The sequence below is a fragment of the Pseudoduganella rivuli genome (assembly GCF_009674485.1).
GTDB classification, from domain to species: Bacteria; Pseudomonadota; Gammaproteobacteria; order Burkholderiales; family Burkholderiaceae_D; genus Rugamonas; species Rugamonas rivuli_B.
The window spans coordinates 592,488-613,267 of the sequence record NZ_WKJJ01000001.1; the positions used below are offsets into that span (position 1 = coordinate 592,488).

General features: G+C 56.7%; 24 protein-coding genes. 13 read left to right on the plus strand and 11 right to left on the minus strand.

The window, feature by feature from the left end:
• The 8 genes from traW to GJ700_RS02485 all read left to right on the plus strand — a co-directional run bounded on the left by traW (position 1) and on the right by GJ700_RS02485 (position 9,248).
• A complete protein-coding gene (gene traW / locus GJ700_RS02450; RefSeq protein ID WP_154371045.1) occupies positions 1 to 627 on the plus strand; it encodes a type-F conjugative transfer system protein TraW in 627 nt (208 codons plus the stop codon).
• Complete coding sequence (traU, locus tag GJ700_RS02455) at positions 624 to 1,634, plus strand: conjugal transfer pilus assembly protein TraU (protein WP_154371046.1); 1,011 nt, start codon at positions 624 to 626, stop codon at positions 1,632 to 1,634. The genes traW and traU overlap by 4 nt, the downstream gene beginning before the upstream one ends.
• 259 nt (positions 1,635 to 1,893) lie before the next feature.
• Positions 1,894 to 2,313, plus strand: a complete 420-nt coding sequence (gene trbC, locus GJ700_RS34915) for a type-F conjugative transfer system pilin assembly protein TrbC (protein ID WP_195763753.1) — start codon at positions 1,894 to 1,896, stop codon at positions 2,311 to 2,313.
• A 2-nt stretch (positions 2,314 to 2,315) separates the two neighbouring features.
• Positions 2,316 to 3,629 carry a conjugal transfer protein TraN gene (gene traN, locus GJ700_RS02465; RefSeq protein ID WP_371867790.1) on the plus strand — a complete coding sequence of 438 codons (1,314 nt, stop codon included), beginning with the start codon at positions 2,316 to 2,318 and terminating at the stop codon, positions 3,627 to 3,629.
• Positions 3,623 to 3,997, plus strand: a complete 375-nt coding sequence (locus GJ700_RS02470) for a hypothetical protein (RefSeq protein WP_154371048.1) — start codon at positions 3,623 to 3,625, stop codon at positions 3,995 to 3,997. The genes traN and GJ700_RS02470 overlap by 7 nt, the downstream gene beginning before the upstream one ends.
• A gap of 2 nt (positions 3,998 to 3,999) precedes the next feature.
• Positions 4,000 to 4,830 carry a conjugal transfer protein TraF gene (gene traF / locus GJ700_RS02475; protein ID WP_371867791.1) on the plus strand — a complete coding sequence of 277 codons (831 nt, stop codon included), beginning with the start codon at positions 4,000 to 4,002 and terminating at the stop codon, positions 4,828 to 4,830.
• Positions 4,831 to 4,839: 9 nt separating this feature from the next.
• Entirely contained in the window at positions 4,840 to 6,258 is a 1,419-nt protein-coding gene (locus tag GJ700_RS02480) for a conjugal transfer protein TraH (protein WP_154371049.1), read from the plus strand.
• Positions 6,259 to 6,272: 14 nt separating this feature from the next.
• Positions 6,273 to 9,248, plus strand: a complete 2,976-nt coding sequence (locus GJ700_RS02485; RefSeq protein WP_154371050.1) for a conjugal transfer protein TraG N-terminal domain-containing protein — start codon at positions 6,273 to 6,275, stop codon at positions 9,246 to 9,248.
• Positions 9,249 to 9,257: 9 nt separating this feature from the next.
• On the opposite strand, the gene GJ700_RS02490 is transcribed toward GJ700_RS02485, so the two are convergent.
• Positions 9,258 to 9,551, minus strand: coding sequence for a hypothetical protein (locus GJ700_RS02490; protein ID WP_154371051.1), 294 nt, complete (start codon positions 9,549 to 9,551; stop codon positions 9,258 to 9,260).
• Positions 9,552 to 9,598: 47 nt separating this feature from the next.
• Here GJ700_RS02490 and GJ700_RS02495 point away from each other — a divergent pair, with 47 nt between their 5' ends.
• From GJ700_RS02495 to GJ700_RS02505, 3 genes are all read left to right on the plus strand, one after another.
• Positions 9,599 to 10,174: a hypothetical protein gene (locus GJ700_RS02495; protein WP_154371052.1), complete on the plus strand. Its 576-nt coding sequence runs from the start codon at positions 9,599 to 9,601 to the stop codon at positions 10,172 to 10,174.
• Positions 10,175 to 10,207: 33 nt separating this feature from the next.
• A complete protein-coding gene (locus GJ700_RS02500) occupies positions 10,208 to 11,221 on the plus strand; it encodes a S49 family peptidase (protein ID WP_154371053.1) in 1,014 nt (337 codons plus the stop codon).
• 78 nt (positions 11,222 to 11,299) lie between these two features.
• Positions 11,300 to 12,388: a hypothetical protein gene (locus GJ700_RS02505; protein WP_154371054.1), complete on the plus strand. Its 1,089-nt coding sequence runs from the start codon at positions 11,300 to 11,302 to the stop codon at positions 12,386 to 12,388.
• Positions 12,389 to 12,509: 121 nt separating this feature from the next.
• Here the strand turns inward: GJ700_RS02505 and GJ700_RS02510 are convergent, their stop codons facing one another.
• From GJ700_RS02510 to GJ700_RS02530, 5 genes are all read right to left on the minus strand, one after another.
• Positions 12,510 to 13,043: a PD-(D/E)XK nuclease family protein gene (locus GJ700_RS02510; protein ID WP_154371055.1), complete on the minus strand. Its 534-nt coding sequence runs from the start codon at positions 13,041 to 13,043 to the stop codon at positions 12,510 to 12,512.
• On the minus strand, positions 13,040 to 13,564 hold the full coding sequence (locus tag GJ700_RS02515) for a CFI-box-CTERM domain-containing protein (RefSeq protein ID WP_195763754.1): 525 nt from the start codon (positions 13,562 to 13,564) through the stop codon (positions 13,040 to 13,042). The genes GJ700_RS02510 and GJ700_RS02515 overlap by 4 nt, the downstream gene beginning before the upstream one ends.
• Entirely contained in the window at positions 13,524 to 13,793 is a 270-nt protein-coding gene (locus tag GJ700_RS02520; protein WP_154371057.1) for a hypothetical protein, read from the minus strand. Before GJ700_RS02520 ends, GJ700_RS02515 begins: the two co-directional genes overlap by 41 nt.
• Positions 13,794 to 13,801: 8 nt before the next feature.
• Positions 13,802 to 14,863, minus strand: coding sequence for a PRTRC system protein D (locus tag GJ700_RS02525; protein ID WP_154371058.1), 1,062 nt, complete (start codon positions 14,861 to 14,863; stop codon positions 13,802 to 13,804).
• A gap of 357 nt (positions 14,864 to 15,220) precedes the next feature.
• Entirely contained in the window at positions 15,221 to 15,526 is a 306-nt protein-coding gene (locus GJ700_RS02530; protein ID WP_154371059.1) for a hypothetical protein, read from the minus strand.
• Positions 15,527 to 16,025: 499 nt separating this feature from the next.
• Between GJ700_RS02530 and GJ700_RS02535 the strand changes: the two genes are divergently transcribed.
• On the plus strand, positions 16,026 to 17,105 hold the full coding sequence (locus tag GJ700_RS02535; RefSeq protein ID WP_195763755.1) for an integrase domain-containing protein: 1,080 nt from the start codon (positions 16,026 to 16,028) through the stop codon (positions 17,103 to 17,105).
• 152 nt (positions 17,106 to 17,257) lie between these two features.
• On the plus strand, positions 17,258 to 17,788 hold the full coding sequence (locus GJ700_RS02540) for a restriction endonuclease (RefSeq protein ID WP_195763756.1): 531 nt from the start codon (positions 17,258 to 17,260) through the stop codon (positions 17,786 to 17,788).
• On the opposite strand, the gene GJ700_RS02545 is transcribed toward GJ700_RS02540, so the two are convergent.
• From GJ700_RS02545 to GJ700_RS02560, 5 genes are read right to left on the minus strand one after another with little or no spacing between them, the layout of a single operon-like run.
• Entirely contained in the window at positions 17,781 to 18,551 is a 771-nt protein-coding gene (locus GJ700_RS02545) for a PRTRC system ThiF family protein (RefSeq protein ID WP_154371062.1), read from the minus strand. The two genes, GJ700_RS02540 and GJ700_RS02545, sit on opposite strands and share 8 nt — an antisense overlap.
• A gap of 1 nt (position 18,552) precedes the next feature.
• Entirely contained in the window at positions 18,553 to 19,308 is a 756-nt protein-coding gene (locus GJ700_RS02550) for a PRTRC system protein B (protein ID WP_154371063.1), read from the minus strand.
• 27 nt (positions 19,309 to 19,335) lie between these two features.
• A complete protein-coding gene (locus GJ700_RS02555; protein ID WP_195763757.1) occupies positions 19,336 to 20,442 on the minus strand; it encodes a PRTRC system protein F in 1,107 nt (368 codons plus the stop codon).
• Positions 20,343 to 20,564, minus strand: coding sequence for a hypothetical protein (locus tag GJ700_RS34920; RefSeq protein ID WP_195763760.1), 222 nt, complete (start codon positions 20,562 to 20,564; stop codon positions 20,343 to 20,345). Before GJ700_RS34920 ends, GJ700_RS02555 begins: the two co-directional genes overlap by 100 nt.
• 7 nt (positions 20,565 to 20,571) lie before the next feature.
• Entirely contained in the window at positions 20,572 to 20,778 is a 207-nt protein-coding gene (locus tag GJ700_RS02560; RefSeq protein WP_154371065.1) for a PRTRC system protein C, read from the minus strand.
• Positions 20,779 to 20,780: the final 2 nt, after the last annotated feature.

The following is a 20,780-nucleotide window of genomic DNA, read 5'->3' on the forward strand; positions in this document are numbered from 1 at the left end:
ATGCATGCCATGCCTATTCCTTTATGCATCCTGCTGTTGCTTAGCGGCTCCGCAGTTGCAGAAGACCTGGGGGCGCTGGGTAAAACATACCCAGTAACCGAACCGGACTTCCTAAAAATGATTGAGCAGCGGCTCAAAGAAAAACAATCGACCGGCGAACTTCAACGGCTACAGGAGGATGCCGTGCGACGCGGGCGCGATGTGGCGCTGCATCCCGCACCTGTGGCGAATGTCGTACCGTGCACCAGCGCGCGCACCCGCTATCTCGATCCCAGCGTTGTGTTGAGCCGAAACATATTGGATGCTCAGGGGCGGCTATTGTTTACCGCCGGAAGCCGTTTTAACCCGTTGTCTGTCACGGAGATGCATAAGAAACTGCTGTTTTTCGACGCCCGGGACAAGCGGCAAGTCGATAAAGCCTTGCTATTACTGCGCGATGCGGCGGACACGATCAAGCCGATCCTGACCGGTGGGTCGTATCTCGATCTGAGCAGGGCCTGGCGCCGTCAGGTCTACTTCGACCAGCAAGGCCTGCTGATCAAGCGCTTCGGAATCCAGCAGGTACCCGCCGTCGTCTACCAGGAAGGGATGCGGCTGCGGATCGATGAACTGGAGCTGCGGCAATGAGCCAGAAAATAACCAAAGCGCTCGTCACCATCCTCCTCGTGCACTGCGCAAATTCCGCAATCGCCGGCGTTCCATCGACATGCGTTGGCCGCTTCCCTAACCCAATTACCGACATATGCTGGAGCTGTATCTTACCGATCACGCTGGGCCGCTCGGCTATCGGCAACATCGGGGGACAGGAAGACACCGGCAACCCTGCCAATCCAATCTGCAGCTGTACGGTCAATCCAACGATCGGTCTCTCAATCGGTTTCTGGGAACCGGTCAGGCATATTGAAGTGGTACGCAAACCCTTCTGTCTGGTATCTCTGGGCGGGCTGGATCTCGATCCCGGCCTGCCGGCACCAGAAGCGGCACGATACACGGATGCCGCCGGTGCCAAGAACGGTTTTTATCAAGCCCATTATTACGTCAACCCCATCATGTATTGGCTGAAGGTCATCGCCGACTTCCCCTGCCTGGAAGCCGGATCATTCGATCTATCCTACCTGACGGAAGTGGACCCGCTATGGAATGACGATGAGTTGACGCTGCTGTTAAATCCAGAGGCTGTCCTGTTCGCCAATCCGGTTGCCGTTGCAGCCTGTGCCGCCGATTGCGTAGCCGCCACTGCGGGATTTGGCCAGGCGAGCCTCTTCTGGTGCGCGGGATGCCAGGGCAGCCTTTACCCGCTCGATGGCTGGGCGCCGGTGCATATGGGCGGCGTGCGTACAGCGGAACTGATGATGGAACGACTGACCGCCAAGATGCACCGGGAATTGCTTGCCTGGGGTTGGCATGGTTCTGCGGGTTTGTGCGGGCCGTACTTTCTACCGGTAATGGACAAGACCGCCTACAAATCCCAGCTGACCTACCCGGTCGCCAACACCGAAAAGCTGACTGGCAAATGCTGCCAGCCGTTTGGCCGCACCACGGTGCTGTGGGGGGCGGCCAAAGAGTACCCCGTGAAAGGCGAGGATTTCGCGTTCATGTTATTCAGAAAGAGGAACTGCTGTGTGGGCTACTAACTCGATCACACGCCAGCTGCCCGGTACGCCCAGTGGCGCAATGTGTCCCATTTGCCTTGCCGTGGCGCTGGCGCTAGGGATGCCTCCATCCCACGCAGGGCAACGCTCAACGCAAGGGTTGGCACATCCATCGCTGGCACCCAACAATGCGCCTGCAGGGCCGCAAAACCTGCCCCAGCCTCGATCCACGCCACCCATCGACATTGAAGCATTGGCACGCGGCTACGACCAAGCGTTGCGCACTGCGGCACCACCCGAAATGGACCTACGTACCCAACTCATGATCTTTGTGAGTTTTTCCATGCCCGAGGCCTCACTACGCCGGCTAGGTGAACAGGCGTCAAAAGCAGGCGCGGTACTCATTTTGAAAGGGCTGAACGAGGGTTCCCTGGTTAAAACCGCAGCGGCCGTGCACCATCTTTATGGCGACCAGCCTGCACCATTCCAGATTGACCCGCAGGCGTTCTCCCGCTTTGCGGTCGCCAGCGTACCCACCTTTGTATTGATTCAGCCAGGTGCACAGTGGCGAGAGTGCGCCGGCGGCTATTGCCTGGCCCCTGCCTCCTATGCCAAGGCGACCGGAGACGTCTCACTAGATTACGTGCTTGAGCATATGACCCGGACTTCCACGCCCATCGCCACAAGCGCGCGCAACATCTTGCGTAGATTGGGGAGGTGATCGTGTATAAGCAGATACTTTACCTTTCCTTGTGCAGTTTCCTGGGCACACAGAACCATGCGGCGTGGGCTCAGGTGGAGCCGGAAATGGAAGCGGGGCGCCAAGCCAATAGGTTCGCCAGCGGCAAAGTAAATGGCTCTGATGCGGCAACTGTCGTGCCGGGTTATACCGCCACTCCCCCTGAACGCGTCTACTATGGAAAGCCAGACTTGCGAAGCGATAGCAACGCCCGCTTAACTCTCTGTGCGCTGCTTCCGAGTGACCCAACGTGCGCCGCCCAAACCTCAGCAATTGCCGCGGCAGCCGCGCCACGGCCTGGTATACCGGGCACGGATCCGTCAATAAGCGCCGCATCAGCTATAGCAAAAAACCCGTTCGGCACCGTGAGCACACTCGCCGACTACTATTCGGGCTGCTCGTCGTCAGGCGCCTGTTCGTCCAGCGTATTTTGTCTGGGTTCGAAATGCTTTGACACGACCAGGCCAGACGACCCGGATTTTGCCCAGGCAATGACCTACATGGAAGCGGTGCGCGAAGCCGGCATCTATCTGGATCCCGCGACCATGCGCGTCTTCACCGGCGAAGACAACCGGTGCCGCAACCGCCTGCTCAAGAACTGCTGTACGACCAACAGTGCCGGCGCCGGCTATGCCAACCAGTCGGTATTCGGCTTTGGCTCGAAGCTGGTATTCGACATCCTGATGAATTCCCGCAACCGTCAATTCGTCACCCAAGGTCTGCAAGCCATGTTTACCGGCGCAGGCTTTAGCGGGACGTTTACCAGCTATGGTGTCACGATCGCGGTAAATGGGACTGCGGTACCAGCGGGTTCCATCACCATCGCCAGCAGTGGCAATATGGTCATTGCGGTCGATCCGTATTCGCTGGTCATCGCCATCATTATTTATGTCGTCCTATCAGCCCTGTCGTGTAACGCTGGCGAAGGAAAGCTGGCGATGAAGGAAGGCGCGAGTCTGTGCCATACCGTTGGAACCTGGTGCTCGTCCTGCATCCGTGTGCTTGGCAGCTGTGTGAGCTGCATCGAACATACCACGTCGAAATGCTGCTTTAATTCCCGGCTCGCACGCATGATTAACGAGCAGGGACGCCAGCAGCTAGGTTTAGATTGGGGGCCGCCGAAAAATCCGCAGTGTGATGGCTTTACGGTCGCGCAGTTGCAATCGCTGGACTTCGCTCGCATGGACCTCACCGAATTTTATGCATCGATCGTGCCGACGCTTCCTAACGTGAGCGCGATCCAGGCGGCGAATGCGGAACGGGCGGCAACCTGTTACTACGGGAGGGGGAAATGCTGAAACTCTTGCTGTCGGTGGTGCTCGGATCGGGAGATGCAATTGCCGCATCGGAGACACCATTGCTTATCAACAGCCCGCAAGAATTGATGCAGGTTGCGATTGACGCCCCCGATGGGTCTGCACAAGGCATCTTGACAGGCGAATTGGCGAGCGCCATTGGCCGCCAATTCCATACCACCGCGCCGTTACAAGTCCAAGTTACAACATTGAAGCGCTACAGCCAGCCCGGATGCCGGCGCCTAAACGTCGCGATCATCCAGGACGCTGTCGTCATACCTGGCAATTCGACGCCGGAAAACAAGCGGATCGACTTTGGCATTGATTATTGCCGCGATGGCAGTCCCCCACGCAGCAAGAGGGAGGAATAGCCGTGAGAAATCCGGCCCTCGTCGTGACGTTCTTGACGGTGGCGATGTCCGCGCTCGGAAGGGACTTGTCTACTCCAGGTGCCAACTGGACTGCCGGCGATGACGACAACAAGCCGCGCAAAGGATGGCATTTTTACGAGGATCTGCAGCCAGTTCCGTCACCCGCCAGGCTACCTGCCTCACCGTCGAACCCAGCACGGCCAGAACTGGCGCAGTTCAAGGCGTTGCAAAAGGCAGTTGAAGAGGCCCGCATCGTGGCAATCATGCGGCCAACCGTGATTAACGTGCGCCACTATATGGAACTGGAGGCCAGCATCATCCGGCAATCCTCCAGGTTCGCGGACGTCGCCCAGCGCGTCGCCTGGATTTCGCCTGCACTCGACCCGGCGGCACAGGGCCGCCCTACCAACACCTATGCGATTGAGGTCTTCGATCGGGAGCAGAGCAAGCAACGTGCAGACTATCTGAGTACGTTATCCAGAGACCACGTACTGATGTTCTTTTATCGCGGCGACTGTCCTTACTGCCACGCATTCGCTCCCGTACTCAAAGGGTTCGAGGCCCGATTTGGGCTACATGTCGAAGCAATCAGCATTGATGGTGGAAGCTTGCCTGAATTTCCCCGGCCTCGTCTCGACAACGGCATCTCAACGACCTTGAACGTCAAACAAGTCCCAGCTCTATTCCTCGCCCAGCCATTTAGCGGGCGCATCGTTCCTGTTGGATTCGGTGTCCTTTCGCAGGCTGAACTGGTTGAACGGGTTTATCTCACCGCGACAAATGCACAAGACGATGCGGCCGCCGCGCTCCCTGCGGCGTTGCCGCTTCGTTAGGAGAAGATCATGAAATTTGAAACCAAGCTGCTTGAGCTAATCGCATGCATGGCAATGTCCATACCGTTAAACAGCATCGCTGGTGATCTGAATGCGGAGACCAACACGATGTTCAGCAACCTCGGCACAATCGGCAACTATACGAAGCCAGGCGCCTTCCGCGGTCAAGTATTCAATACCTATAGCGGCGGCAGCCTAATGCTACGGGCTCCAAACAAGACGTACCAGTTGCTGTCTATCGAACTCCCGGAAGCCCATGGCGGCTGTGGCGGCATTGACGCGTTCGGGGGAGCGTTCTCCCACATCTCATCCGCTGAACTGAAGAACATGCTCAAGAATATTACCGCTGCCCTGCCCGGCATCGCATTCCAGATTGCGCTCGATACCGTGTCACCACTTTTGGGCAGCATCAGTTCACGATTTCATCAGCTCGCGGAAATGATCAACGGACAAAATAAGAACTCCTGCGCGCTCGCGACGACGTTGGTCCGCAATGCTGCGGAGGCTACGAACTTCAGCACCAATAAGGCTTGCCAGGACATTGCCGTGACACTTGGGATTGCTTCCGACTATGCTGATGCGGAAGGACGCTGCAAGACCGACAAACGCTCGATTCTAGACACCGCCAAGACCAGCAGCGATGCCGGCGTCCGCACCAAAGTCCCGTTCGTTGGCAATTTAACCTGGCAAGCGCTAAAAATGACAGGTTCTCGCCTCGACGATCAGGAGCGGGAAATGATCATGAGTATGATTGGCACCGTCATTTTTTACGAGACGCGCGATCCGAATCCCATTGCCCCCACGCTGACTTCGATCAGTCACCTGCTCTACGGCCAGTCCGATGCAGGCAGTGGTGCGGTTCACCTTCAAATGTTGAAATGTAATAACTACGTGACATGCGATGCGGTCACCGTCAACGAGTCATACAAACACATTCCATTCACCGAGCGGGTGGCAAGGATGATGCGATCGATTTCTGAAAAGATACTCACGCGGACACCTATTCCAAATAACTCCGCAGAGGTCGGCTTCGTCAACCAAACGTCGGAACCCGTGTACCGCATGTTGTCCATCGCAGCCATCAGCAATTCCAATAATTTGACCGAGGATTTGATTGGCCGGTTCCGCGATGTTATTGCTGCCGACTACGCGTACGTCTTCTTGGACAAGAATCTGCGGCTTGGGATGAATGCATTGGATAAGGACTATATGCTCGACCGGAATCAGCTGGATTCCGTGCGCAATATCAGGAGCCGCGCCCTTGCCATACTCGCTCAACTGGGAAGGGAGAAGACTTTACTGTATCAACGGGTCGGATCGGTTTCCGCAGTGTCCAGCCAAATCGAACAGCTCGAGAGGCAGTTGCGCAGCACAATGCCACAACATGTGCTTGATCTGCTTGGCCGCCAGGCGGCCTATCTAAGATAGGCAGGGAGATTCCCATGTGGGAAATATATTCCTACCAGGGAGCCGACACACTGGCAGGTGTCTTCAATGCCATCGCTGCAATCGTTGGGGCTGGCACTTATATCGGCGCCTTAGCCCTTGCAGCTACAATGGGTTGTCTCACCGCCTTCCTGGCGTACGCAATTGCTCCCCAGAAGATGCAGGGCTGGCAGTGGATTGCATCGGTAACACTGGTGTACGCAGTACTGCTTGTACCACGCCTGACCGTTGGTGTAGTCGACAAGACTGGCGGAAGCACCGTACGTGTCGTCGACAACGTACCTTTCGGCCTTGTCGTGCTCGCATCTATGACCAGTTCCGTCGGCAATGTCCTGACCGAGCTGTTTGAGACTGCCTTTCAGAGCATTCCGGGCCCTGCGAGCCTGCCGGCGGAGCTAACCTATCAAAAGAACGGCCTGATGTTCGGCAACCGTCTGATTCGGCAAACGACGCGCGTTGTCTTTCAGGATCCGGCATACCGCACGGACCTCATCAATTTTATCGGCAACTGCACCATGTACGACCTCGCCGACGGGACGGTAAATCCCGCTACCTTCGCCACTACAGACAACGTCTGGCAACTAATGGCCACGCCCAACCCCGCGCGATTTACGCCGATGACGAATGCGTCAGGAGCATCGGAGATATTGCCCTGCCCCGATGCCTATCGAGCGCTTGACCGCGTCATGCCCGTGCAATTGACTCGAATTCAGGGCAGTCTTGCACTACAACTGAATCCGACGTTACCAGCTAGCGTCGTCGGTTCAGTCATAGCCGGACAGATCGAGCAGACCTATATCAAGAACCGCATCGCTGATGCCGCAGCCAGTGCCGCTGACCTGATCCGTCAAAACGCCATGATCAACGCGATCAATGACGCCAGTCTGATAATCGGGCAAAAGATAAACGATGCGCCAGCCATGATGCTGGCGGTCGGCCGAGCACAGGCCACCGCCCAAACCAATGCAATCTGGATCAACTCCGGTAAAACTGCGGAACAGGGCCTGCCTGTCATCCGTAATGTGATTGAGGCAGTCGCATACGCGATCTTTCCCATCTTCATTCTGTTGCTCTTCCTTACTAGTGGGAAGGACACCATGACAGCGATCAAAGGATATGCAGCCGTCCTAATTTGGCTACAGCTATGGCCAATGCTTTATGCAACGATGAACTACCTTGCGACCCACTACGCAGCAAAAGAACTTGCCGCGGCAGCGGATGTCGGGGGCGGCCTGAAAGCGCTGTCCCTGACCACGGCATCGGCAATCTATTCGAACGCAATCTCGTCAGAAGCTGTCGTTGGTAATTTGACGATATTTATCCCGTTCATCGCGTGGGCTGCCTTAAAGCGAATGGAAAATCTAGGCACCATCCTTGCCGGCAGCGTGAATACGCTGCAATCGGCAGTTTCCGCTTCATCGAGTGGGACAGCACTCGGCAACACCAGTTTCGGCAATATCAGCATGGACCAGATGACGTTGTCGCCGGTCCGGAACTCGCCGTTCTTCCGCAGCCAGCAAAACGATGTTTCGGGCCATACCTATACGGAAAATGTGAATTCAGGACGCGCTGTAATGAAAGCGTTTGCCAGCGAGGGACCTGTATCGCGATCTACCTCTGCCGGGTCAGGGACGCAGCATGTCCTGGCCGCACAGCAGGCTGTTACAGCGGCACTAACCGAAGCAAGAGCGGCAAACACCGAACGCAGTTCTGCAATAGCAAACGTGATCAGCAAATCCTCCGGGACCGTTACGGGTTCAGGAAATACCAGCAGCTCCGGGTCAAGCAGCAGCGAGAGCCTTGGTACGCGGGTCAACGAGCTGAAGCAAATCGCGAAACGCATTTCGGATATAACTGGCGTCAGCGTGGACCAAGTCACAAAAATTGCATTGGGAGGGTCAGCACATGTTGGCTTGAACTTCGGCGGTTCCTCGGTACTGGGAACTTTATTTCCTCTATCCGGCGGTATGCAAGGCACGATCAACGCTGAAACGGCGCATTCCGCCGGGATCAGAACCCAGGATGAAAAAGTACTTTCCGCCCTTTCCACTGAAGACACGGCCAAGTTCAAAGATTTTTCGGATACCGTGAGCCGGGATAAACGAGCTGTTGAATCGCTGATGTTCGACACACGTACTGGCAAGGAGTTCAGCAAAAGGATTGCAACTGCCGTTTCACGCGCTGAACACGCCGAAGCGAATTTACGTGACCAACTTGAGTTCGCTGAACGGCTAATGGCAACCCATTCGACGGGAGAGTCGATTTCAGCCGATACGCTCAAGGATCCGCAGAATGTGCGGGAGTTTGAAGCAACCGTTGGCGCCATGCGAAATGGCAGCGCTGCAATGCAGCGCTTATACGAAAGCTTGGTCGGTAGCCGGGCAATATTTCCCACGCCGGCGACGGCCCCAGGCTCCAATCTGCCCTTCTCTTTCGATGATGTACGAGCCCGCCATCGAGAAAACTTACAGTCTCCAAAACTCACACCTGCGAGTAACAAACTGGGGAATGACAAGCCGAGCGATCCGGTTCCACCTACAGAGAAAAAATCAGACGCAACATCAGTACATCCGATGCCAGCGACTGAAGGGAAGAACAGGAGTGCCCACGCGCATCGTCCACCCGCAGAGAAAAGCACGCATTCAGTCCCTGTAGCAAACCCTTCAGCAATACCCGCGGATCGCAGCGACAACCATAAAATCGGTACACCAACGTCACGAACGCCCGCATTCGGCGAAACACGCAAGGACGTCGAACGACAAGCGGAAAAGATCAAGAACGAGGTGGCCGCGCGAGAACAAGGGTTCGATGCCAAGGCCGGATTACAAAAAGGCGCCGACGGAAAACCTAATGCTGCCGAGGGACGCTCTTTGGCAGGGCGGGTCAAAGAGAATATGGAAAATACACGCGACCCAGTGAGCGATACGGTCCGCAGCTTCATCAACAAACTCAGAGGGAAGTCAGACAAATAGCGTCAGATTTCAGCGATAGTCATTGGTTAGTGTGACTTCGACATGCCGGCGTTCTTCAGCATCAAGTCCGCTATCCAACAAGGTCACTATGAAGCTAAGCCGGCAGTGACTGGCAACGACAAGGCAGAGACAGTAGATGAGCAACATGATGGCAGCGCCGATCGACCCAGCAAGCACCATGGCCAGCAGTCCATCCTGGACCAGGAACGCTCCGCCAACGATAAAACCGAGAACTGCAACCACCGCCATCTGTCTAAATGTATTCATGAGATCCCCCTGGCAAAGCAACAGGCAGATCTTCATCTTATGGCGCAGTAGGGCCTAATTCAAGCAAGCAGGAGGAATGCATCATGAAACAAATTTTGACTATGCTTTTCATGTTGATCAGCCTGGGAAATGCCGTTGCGGTTTCACTTAACGGGCGCCCGACAGACGACTCGGTTTGCGATCTGGGAACGATGACGACCTACCGGCTTGGTCGCATCACTTTCGTTGATGGAAATACTCAGCAGATCGACAAAATTTTTGTCCGCCTCGCTTTGCGCTTCATTAGCAAGTCATGCAGGGATGGCCAGGAATTAATCATGCATTCCGACTTCGGAACGCAAATGGACGAGAACTATTTTCGGGACGTCGCCACGCTACTCTGCGGCGCAGCGAATATTAAACGTGAGGTGCTTGCAACGTCGGAGCAACCCCACGCATTTCAGGTGAAGTGCACGATTGTAAAATTAAGAACGGCCACGGCGTGGCTTACCAACGCTGAAAGCGATAAAAGCACTGAGGCCATGATCGCGGAAGGTGCGCCATCCAGACAGAGCGGCGTACCGCCAGACGATAAGACACCGACACTGCCCAAGTGTTCCGAGAGGCCCAGGTTCGGGCCCTTCATTCTTGGAGTAGGCGGCGGCGCTTGTCGAGACTAATCAAAGGAACACGTACGATGCGAGGAGGTCAGCATGCGATTTACACGGAACTTTGCGGCTCGACGAAATAGTTCATCGTCGCCCGGCATTGGGGGCACTGAGCAGCTATCCCAGCTCATTGCTGAACTCAGCGCGCAACGCATATCACTGGAGCAAGACCGAAAACAATTTGCCGCCGATCGTCGCGCTGAACGACGCTGGCGCATGGGGCTGCGGTTCGTGCTATTCGTACTTCCGGCGCTGTTCGGCGCGGTCCTGCTTGCCAGCACGTTGGGCCTGCGCCTTGGCCCATTAGGCAAAGTTGCAGGCGTGGTGCACATCGACGGCGAAATTGCGCCAGGAACCAACGCTTCGGCCGACAAGGTCATCCCTGCTCTCGAAATGGCATTTGAAAGCGACAACGTTACCCAGGTGGTACTTGCCATCGATAGCCCTGGCGGCGCACCAGTCGAATCCGAACGTATCAACAGTGCGATCGCATCTCTTCGCGCCCGCCATCCCAAACGCGTGACCGCAGTGATCAACAATGTTGGCGCTTCTGCCGCATACATGATCGCGCTGCACGCCGACACCATCGTCGCCGGCAAGTACAGCCTGGTCGGCTCCATTGGGGCCATCATCGCCCCCTGGCAATTGGATCAAGCCATGTCGAAAGTCGGCATCACGCAGCGCGTCTACTCATCGGGGAAGCTAAAAGCTTTCCTGAATCCTTTTACACCAGTCACACATGACGCTGATGCCAAAGCCCAGGAACTGGTGAATCGGATTGGCTATACCTTCATAGAAGAACTCCACCATCAGCGGGCCGGGAAGCTGAAGCCCGGAGTGGACTTCAGCACCGGCGAAGTCTGGAGCGGCCAGGATGCGAAAGAATTGGGGCTGGTGGATGCGGTCGGTACCATCGACAATCTGACGCTCGGGGATGGCATCAAGGCTTACAACCTGGGGCCGCATCGGGACATGATGTCTGTGCTTGGCGGTGCGGCCAATTTGCTGTATCAGCAGTCTGTCTTTGGCATCAAGGCACAGGCTTTGACGTTGCGATAAAAGAAATGGCCGCAGGTATTGAAATCAAATCAATCGATGATGTAAGCTCGGCAAAGCCATTTACATACCGGAGCTTTGATGACCTTTGTCGCCGTATTGTATGCCGATTATCATCCTCTCATTGTTGCAGACTCTCTGGTTTCCCGGCGTGACAATACCGCCCCAGGTATTCCCACACCGTTACTGAACGATCCGGATGCACGGCCAGGGCAAGGCTACCGGCCCGTCGGGCTTGGTCGCAAATTCTGGCTGCTTCCTGACCGAAGTCTATTCCTGTATTCAGGTACGATCGGGTCTGCGCAAAAGTTGTTCGACCACTTACGCTCTTGTGTTACGGCGTCCCAGTGCTATGACAATGCTACGCACTTACATGCAAGGGAATTTCGTGAAACCCATACTCAGTGTGACTTTTCCTTTTTGGTGATCACCTCAGCTACAGGGGAAATCGAACTTTTTGCTGATGGAACAGTGCATCAGGGCGATATTCCGGGGTACGGATATGTATTGGCAATAGGCACTGGAGCTAGCCATGGACTTGACATCCTTCGGCGGTATCCCGGCATCTCAACGGGGTCGATAAATGCTTTGCTGGGCAATGCGTTGAATGCCGCAGCCATACTGACACAAGACTACAAAGATGACTGGGGGACCGGCTCGATGATGTCAGCAGCTTCCTGTGGCGGCTACTTCGAAGTTGTACCGCCGACCCTATACGAAAAGGGCTTCGAGCACTTATATCGCGGTACGGCCCAGATATTTTTGACCAGCGACAGTCTGGGAACCATGGTATCAAGATTCGTCGCAGCCAATCAGGGAGATGAGGAGACCGTTATCGTTGTTGGCGGCAACCTTGACATGCCACTTACCCCCCAGCATTTTCCATTGATGGCGCAAGCTTACGCCAGTACAACATTCGCGCCGACAGAAATGATACTGTTAATGACGCCCCCTTCGACGGCATCTTATCGTTTGCACACATTGCGTTCATGGTCATATTTGCAAACGTCGTGCCGGATTGCGGTCTCCGCGAACACGCGTTCCGGACACATAGCATTTCACTCCGAAATGGGAACCCTGTCGCAACCCTCCTTGAAGATGACAGTCCTGACCTTGTCGATCACGCTACCGGTTCGAGGATCGGTGCCGGCCGATTACATTTCGAGGTGATGACGAACGATAAAGCGAACCCTCTAAACCTTATGCTCGCCCGGATCGACGCGCACAGGCATTGCCCACTGTGTGCAGCGTGCGCGTAATCGTAACCTCATGCGCGTACACCCGATGGATACTAAATCTTGAAGGTGCCATTACATTCTCGCTGGTATAGGCACGAACGGCACGTGCCGATCGAGCTCGCATGCGTCGGGAGTACGCTGCCACGCAGAATTTCTTCCCGCCGGAGCGCAAGCCCCAGGACCGTTCGCTGATCCAGCAGCCACACCTTTTTTACGGTACGCCTGCCGCCGGCCGGCCGCTGCAGCAAGAAAATACCGAAATCGCTGACCTTCATCCCGGTAGTCTTCTCGACCACAAGGCGTTGTGCCGACATTTCAATCACATCCGACATGAACAGACGATGTCCGTCGCGTACCTTCAGTTCAACCAGCTGAATATGATCTCCAACCTGGTAAGCGCGGTCGACCCGTACACTTAACCGCACAGGACGCTGAATCGAAAATGGTTTTTCCGAATAGACCAGCCGGCCATGTCGAAGCTCCGGCGGAATCCATTTTTTCTCCGACCACATGCTGAGCAACACGCTAAGCCATACACCGCCTATCGCAACGCCCGCAACAAGCAGCAGCCAAGCAAACCAGCTCATGGCGTTCCTCCGCGTAAAGTGGCGATGCGTTTCACCCGCTGCCGTTGCAGCGCCAGCGACGCAAGTCCGATTACTGGGCGGAGCACCACACGCGTAACCCGCGCAGCCAGTGGATGGCGATCTAGCCAATCCGCGATCACCGGGGAGACCTGGTAGTAACGGACAATGATCTGGCGTCCAACAACCGTGCGCCGCAACACCTGGTCCCGGAATTGGCGCAACACACTGGTTTCGGGAGCTTTGCCGCCATACACCGCTGTGGCGATGAAGCACCATGGCTTGCTACCACTGGCCGTGACTCCGGCAATGGTTCTGACGCCATCAAGATGAAACGCCGCGTGTGCCTCCAGACCGCGTTGCTGCGCATGGCGGCGTTCCAATGAGGTCCGCTTGCCATACCGGGCCTGGAGCAGCACCCGCTTTTCACAGAACCCCATTTCTGCGAGGTCCGAGGCCGTGACCTGTTTAGTTTTCTTCATTTTATTGGCCGCCACTTTCAATCGCAGGTTCAAAAAGCTCAAGGGCGGCCATGGCCCGGTCGCCGACGTTGCCGGAATTACCCATACACGGTTGCTGGCCATCGTGGGAAGCCGCCTCCGGGGCGTGCGGCACCAGCGCAAATTGGCCAATGAACCCGTCATAGGCCAATGTCCGCAAGCGGTTCACCCTCCTTGGTCCCTTGGGAAATCTGGCAAGTTCGTCAAATAAACGCGGGTTATCTGCGCGTTCCAGTTCCAGGCTGATACGCATTGTGGTACTCATCGTGCATCCCCTTCAGCAATGGCATCCAGCACAGCCCCTGACTGCGGTGCAGCTCCCGTAAGCGATTTCGCCAAGTCAAGGCCCGCATATTGAAAGCCTTTGACGTTTGCATATAGTGGCTCCCGCAGTTCCAGAATCGCATGCTGCGGAAATGCTGTCTTAAGGGCTGGCTTAAAGAAGAATGCGCCACCGCCCACAAGGATAATGTTCCTGATATCGCCGGCGTCTCCGACGTAGTGCATCATCTCGGCCACCGCCTGCTCCGGGATCTTACGTGCCAGCGGTAAGTGCTGGCTGATGTCGTACTCCTTTTGAAAAATGACCGGATTCTTCCTGGTGCGCAGTGCCGTGTCGATCAGGTCATAATCGCGGAACTGGGAGTTCGTCGCCCGCCCGATGCCATCGGCAATCGACTGCAGCACATCGAACATGCCGCGATTGACAGAATTGCTGCGCTTCTCCACCTGGTGCATGCCTTGCGTAACCAGCCAGTCAAACGTTCTGCGTCCAGGGTCAACGATCAGGCTGCGCTCCTTGCGGATTTCTGCAAGCCGGTTATGCGCCAGGCCATATGACATCAGCGCGCCGGAAGGCTGCGCGATCACCCGCGCCTTGGCAATGCGAATGCGCCGGCCGGCAGCAAGCGCGTGTTCTCCCTCGACGCGTTTCTCGACTAGGCTAACCAGCTTTTTCAATTTGAAGCTCGCTACCGGCACACCGATGATCAGCAAGTCGATACGCTCGACATTCATGTAGTACAAGGCACCCAGCAGCAACGCCAGGTATTCGTCGGTCTCGCAGTAACGGTCGTGCTGCAAGACGTTGGCGTTGAACACGTCGGCCGCCAAATGTACATCCGGACCCACCTCATAAATCAAATCGCCGACAGGAATGCCGATGGTTCTACGTTTCGCGCCCCACCCCTCTTGCAGGTGCTGCGTTTCTGTGGGATGGGCTTCGGACGGAAACATCTCGCACTTCGGAATACCATCCTTACAGGTCACAACGAATTTGGTGTTGCCTCGACCGACGTCGACGGCACGAACGATCTGTTCCATTGCATCTCCTGTCTCCGTGATGAACACCAGATTATTGGAAGTCCAGCGATCCGGCTCCCCAAAAAAGCACCTGCTCCTGGCTGATTTCGCATTCGGGCCCGGATACACCGCGCTTGCGGAACCAGTGGGGTGTATTTCCAGCACAGCGGCGCGCTTGCCGACGGTAGCCGGCCGCAGCGCTCGTGCCGGGTCCGCGCTGGAATTCAACGACTTGGTGGCTTCCCACATCCTCGGCCTAGACACGCCTCCCACGATCAACAAACAGAGGTACACCACACCGGTGGCCTGTCAAGGGGGCGCTGGCGCGGCCACCGGCCTACTAAGTAAATTCGCCATAAGCTACAAATTTCAAGTGAATCAAGCCGCCTTGACTTTCGCTGAAATCCTTCCTAACCTGAATCCGCTGTCTGGAGCCGCCTCCATGGATATCGCATCCAAAATGCGGCCGTCGCAGTCGTTACCTGCCCTTGGATTGGTTTGCACAAGCAACCACGCCGCATTGAGCAGCGCCACCATCAGCAGCCGGTTCGCCGCCATTGAGCGCGGACCTGATTCGATTTCGGCTTGGACGAAATCCAGATCGCTAGCCCACGAGGCAGCGAACAGCACCTTCTCCGGAACGCATTCCGGACTCGCCACCGCCGGCCAGACCGCGATGGCCAATATCTGCAAAAGGCCAGACCGATTGCATATGCCGACAAGTCAAGTATTGGCGGCATTCCTTCAGAGAAGTCCTTCACCCTTGTGATCATCGGATTCCGATGGCGGTATGCCGCGTCGCCTTAAAGGCGTCGAGTATGTCGTTCAGCATGGGATCGTCCGACGGCTTGGTGGTAGAGCCGAGGATAGCGGCGAGAAGGACTCAACATTCAAATCCAGTTTTGGCCCGGTCAAGCCGGGGGCCAGCGTGGCGTCACGCCACACTGCCCGCTTTCAAAGTGGGGGAATACCTGCCGGAGAAATCACGGGGGTATTTGGCTGGAGCATTTTTAAGATACCACTCGCCCTGCGAGAAACCCTATCCAACCGGCGCTGTGCTACAGGCGGCATCAGCGCGGCACTAACAGCCTGACATCGATGCCGGGTGACAGGCGACCTTCGCGTGTCACAAGTCAACTGACATGCCGCGACCATGAAAGCGCGGTGTACTGAAAGGCGCACCATGTCCAGCAACAGCGATTGGAAGGCACAGCTCGACACCATTCTGAAGCGGCATAACGGGCAACATGCCGTTCGCGCAAAAGTCGTGTCACACAGCACAATGGAGGCGCGGGGAAAAGGACTATTCCGTTCTTTTGCACTGCTCCGCTCCCTGGGATACGAACCTTCACCATACAACTTGAGGAACCAGCACATTGGCGCATTGGTGAGATACTGGACGGCGGAACCGCCATCCCCATCCATCGCGCTGTCAGGCGGCCGAAATGCTTCTCTCCGAAGCGCACCGTACAGTGCCGCATACATTCAACAGCAACTAAGCTTTCTCCGCGTCTTCGCCGGATGGATTGGCAAACCGGGCATGGTATTGGACGCCGAGAAATACACCAAGAATCCAGCCACCGTACGCCGAACCTATACCGTCACGAAAGACAAAGGATGGAGTGGAAACGGCGTGGATATCAACACGACCATCGATGCTGTGGCAAAGCTCGACGAATATGTGGCGGTCCAGCTGCAAATGATGATCGCATTCGGCCTGCGGCGCAAGGAGGCCATCATGTTCCGTCCGCACGCCGCCGAAGTACCAGCCTATGCTCTCCCCGCCAGTTGCGCAGTCCTGGACCGGTACATCAGCTTCCTGCGCATCAAGCGCGGTACAAAGGGTGGACGCCTTCGCTTCGCAGCAATCCGAACGCCAGAGCAGGTCAAAGCCTTAGCCGTTGCACGCACCGTCGCGCGATTCCCGCACTCGCATCTGGGACGACCTGGACTGACGCTGAAGCAGTCGCTGGACCTGTTTAGCAATGTCGTCCGCAGTGCCGGTATCACAAAAAAGGAGTTGGGCGTGACGCCCCACGGTCTACGCCATGAATTCGCAGGCGATCTGTATTTCGAAATCGCTTCCATCCCGGCTCCGGTACGCGGCGGCGACCCCTGCTCGGACCCGGACACGTTGAAGGCTGCGTACCTCGAAGTTGCAAATCAACTAGGTCATGGGAGACGTCAAATTGTCAATGCGTACCTCGGTTCGCCGAACACGCCCAAACAAGTTGCATCGGACCATCAAGAGACATCAACATGATGAAGCACAAAACATACCGCATAGTACGGTCTGATGGCCCACAACACGGTGCCGATACCGTACCTGCACTTAAGAAAAGAGCCTATCTGCAAGATACAACACACACGCCAGCACCATCAGACCATTTCTGGAATAGCCGGATCGGAAGGTTCATGCTCAAGATGATTTCCAGATTGGTCAACACCGTACGACTTGTGGGAAGGGATAGGCATCATCAAAACATCCGTACGTCGCGCAAGGTACTGCGAGCGGTCCGCAGTTTTTCCGAACCTGGCATGGCCGCGCGCTGCCTTGCTTATCTACGCCAGGTGGAGCCGGCCGTATTTGAAGAAGTCGTGTTGTCAGCACTGGAGGATGCAGGACTATTCGTGCTGCGCAGCCGCCGTTACTCCGGGGATGGTGGCATCGATGGAGCGGCGTGGTTGCCGACCTGGGGACTGTGTGCGATCCAGATCAAGCGCTACCGAAGCCATGTTTGCGCCGCCCATGTCCGCGAATTCTGCGATGCGGTGCGCCGCCAGTCGTATAGTGGCGGGCTATTCGTTCACACCGGACGTAGCGGCGCATCCGTGTACGATTACCTCGCTGCGGGAAAAATATATCTTGTCAGTGGTGACCGGCTGACGCGACTGGTACTGAACCACGTACTGGAGTATGGCTGCCTGCGCAAAACATCTAGTTAGCGGAAGAGCCATCAACCGCTGCGCAAATCGGGGCGCTACGCTTGCTGGCCAGATTGCACACCACGCCATGTTGGCAAAGGCCCCCTGTTGAAAGTAACTCAAACAACAGCTGGACGCCATAGCGGACCACGATGTCGTTGGTGAACAAGCCTTGTGCTTCCAACGACATCCGTGCCGAACACGAAGGCCGTGCATCCTCGTCAGCCGAGACATCCAGCAGTTCCGGGTAAAGTTCCGTGACGCATGGCAATCGCGTTGCGCCATGTTCTTTACCCGGTTGCCCCAACACGACCTGACCGTCATGCGACCTGTTGCCGAGGTCCAGCCAATAACGGTACCGGTTTCCGGCAAATAGGTATTCGTGCATGGTACGCCGTGCCGCCCGTGTATCGACACAGCTGATCAGCACGTCCGCCAGATAACCTCCCGTCATGCGCTGTTGCCAATGCTGCTCAATGCGGCATGGCCAAGCTTCCCAATCCAAACCATAAAACAAGTTCAAGCGTGTAATGGTGATCAGCGATTTGTGTAAGCCGACGTCGGACTGACTAAAGAGCTGGCGGCCGAGGTTGGCCTCGTTCACCTTATCAGGATCGAAAGCCTGTACCATCAAACCATATGGATGGCCCAGTGCGCGCATGGCGATATCGAGCCGCGCGAGACAGGCTGCCATTTGCGCTCCGTTTCCACCGACGCCGGCCAGATGTATGTGCACGCGACGCTGCAGCAGTGCAGCATCAACGGTATGCGTGGGATGCGTCATGCTATGGCCTCCTCTCCGAGGCAGCCAGCACCTGGGCCATGTGCAGCACCTGCTCTCCCAACGTGCGTTTCAGCGGCACCAACAAGTGCTGCGGGAAGGTCTTGTAGCGGCCATTCAGCATGGCACGCCAAAAGGCAAATGCGCCACGCCGGTGGGAGACCAACTTTGGTGCGCTGGGATGGGTGAACTGCGAACGAAAGAATACGTCTTCCCACTCGTCGATCTGTTCGATGGCAATACCTCTTGGAACGGCTGCCGTGCCAGTACAAACCTGCCCTTCCCGATTAACGTTGAAGTACGGTGCCTGATATAACGCCGTTTCTGGAGTCGGACGGACATCGTCGCTTAGAGCCCACACCCGCCAGCCATGCCGTCCTGCGCAAAACAACAGCGCTGGATGTGGCACGACACCGCCTCGCACGCCCAGCGTGTCGGCACTGCATTGGAATGCGATATGGCGGCGGCAGGCTGGCTGCCACCACATCAGAAGGTCAGCTTGCGCATAGAGCACATTGGCGGGAAGGAAGCCATTCGTCTGCGTGGTTGGAGACAGCGCCCTTGCCAAGCTCAGCGCGGCGCGTGGCATCAGCGGTTTGCCCGCCATGAGATATGGTTGGCCGCCTTCCATGGCGATGGAATGGATGCTGGCGTAGGCCCCGCACTCCCGACCATTATTGGCATGGTAGATCAGTATGGCGCTGGTGAGCGTCAGTGCAGCGCTTTCGCGCAAATCGAGATGCAGGCGGGAAGTAGTCATAGTGACCTCCTTCGATGGTTGACCTGTCTATTCTCGCTCCGTCAGGTGCCATAGCAAGCGGTCGATCAAACCGATGGCGCGCAGATTGGGGCGCATATTTTCCATCCATCTCCGCAAGGCAGTTGGTGCTGCAAGCGGAAAAACCACTTCGCCGACAGTGTCGCTGCTGTCTCCCTGCCACGCCATTTGGGCGCAGTCGTCGGAGACCCGTACAGCCAGATCGCCGTCATGCCAGCACAGCACCGCGCCGTATCCAATGAATGGAGCCTCCCATTCAGGCATGTACTGCCCGGTCGTGGCCAGCTTGCGCAGCGCCAGCACCAGCACTCCCGCTTTACGAACGTAGGGGCAAGCATGTTGGCGTAGGCTCGCCAGCGCGCGCAAGGACAGGCAGGGTTTGTCCAGCGCCAGCGTCCATGCTGGAAAGGCCGCATCGATGTCGGCACGCGTCACCATGTTTTGGCGCATCGCCTCCTTTGCAGCTTCATCATCGCCGCATTCCTCCTCCAGGTACATCGTCTCGTCCTCCTCGCCCAGCCAATACAAGCCACATGCTTCATCCATCACGACCTGCGGCGAGAACAGCGGACAGACTTGCAAGCCCTTGCGTTCCAGCGTTTCCAGTATGGTCGTCCCGAGCATTGGGACTGTATGTTCGAGGTAATCGAGCCCGCAACCGATACCCCAATGAGCCACGTCCGACATGCACCACGTCAGCTTGACACCAGCGGGTAGAACACGCTGCACCGCGTTCACCGGCGCATTCAGCATGGGAGGCATTTCCTCATAGGTCAGCAGTTGCATGTCAAAGCAAGGCGTCAAGCAGCGCAGCTCCCCAGTTCGCTGATGCATCCAGCGCAGTAGCGACGACTGGCAATATGCGGCCAAATCCCCGGGGGCCACGCTATGGCGCGGCACCGGCAACACCTGTGCCGCAAGCAGCCATTGCGCAAGGTACGCCGCATTGCGCAGTCCTTGTGACGATGAAATTCTTACGGGGATGTCCGGCCCAATATGCGCCAGTGTGGGCTGCGTCACACCGCCGGCGGCAGATGACTGGCCGGCCAGCTTTGGCGCGCGCAGCGCTCCGCGTTGGGGGCCGCCTGCAGACCGGCGTTGCAAAGTTTGCTCCATGCATGCGCGCATAATGCGATCCTCCGATGGCGCAGCGCTCGCTCGATATGGGCTTCGTTGGCCGAAAACCGACCATCTGCCTGCGCTGCAAGTATGGTTGCGAACGCGGTGCGGTTCATCATTGCTCCGTCACCCTTTGGTGCCGACTGCGCGGCGGAATGTAATTTCCTGTCTGCCGTCAACCGGCTCTTCCGCGACGACTTCAGCATTCAGTAACTCCGGAAAGCGCGCACTGTGTAGCGCGCGCACGTCTGCTTCACTCATGCCGGGCGGTGTCGGCAAATCGACGCCGTTGTAGCGGTAACGCTTGACGATGGGGGAAATTGCGATGGCCATGG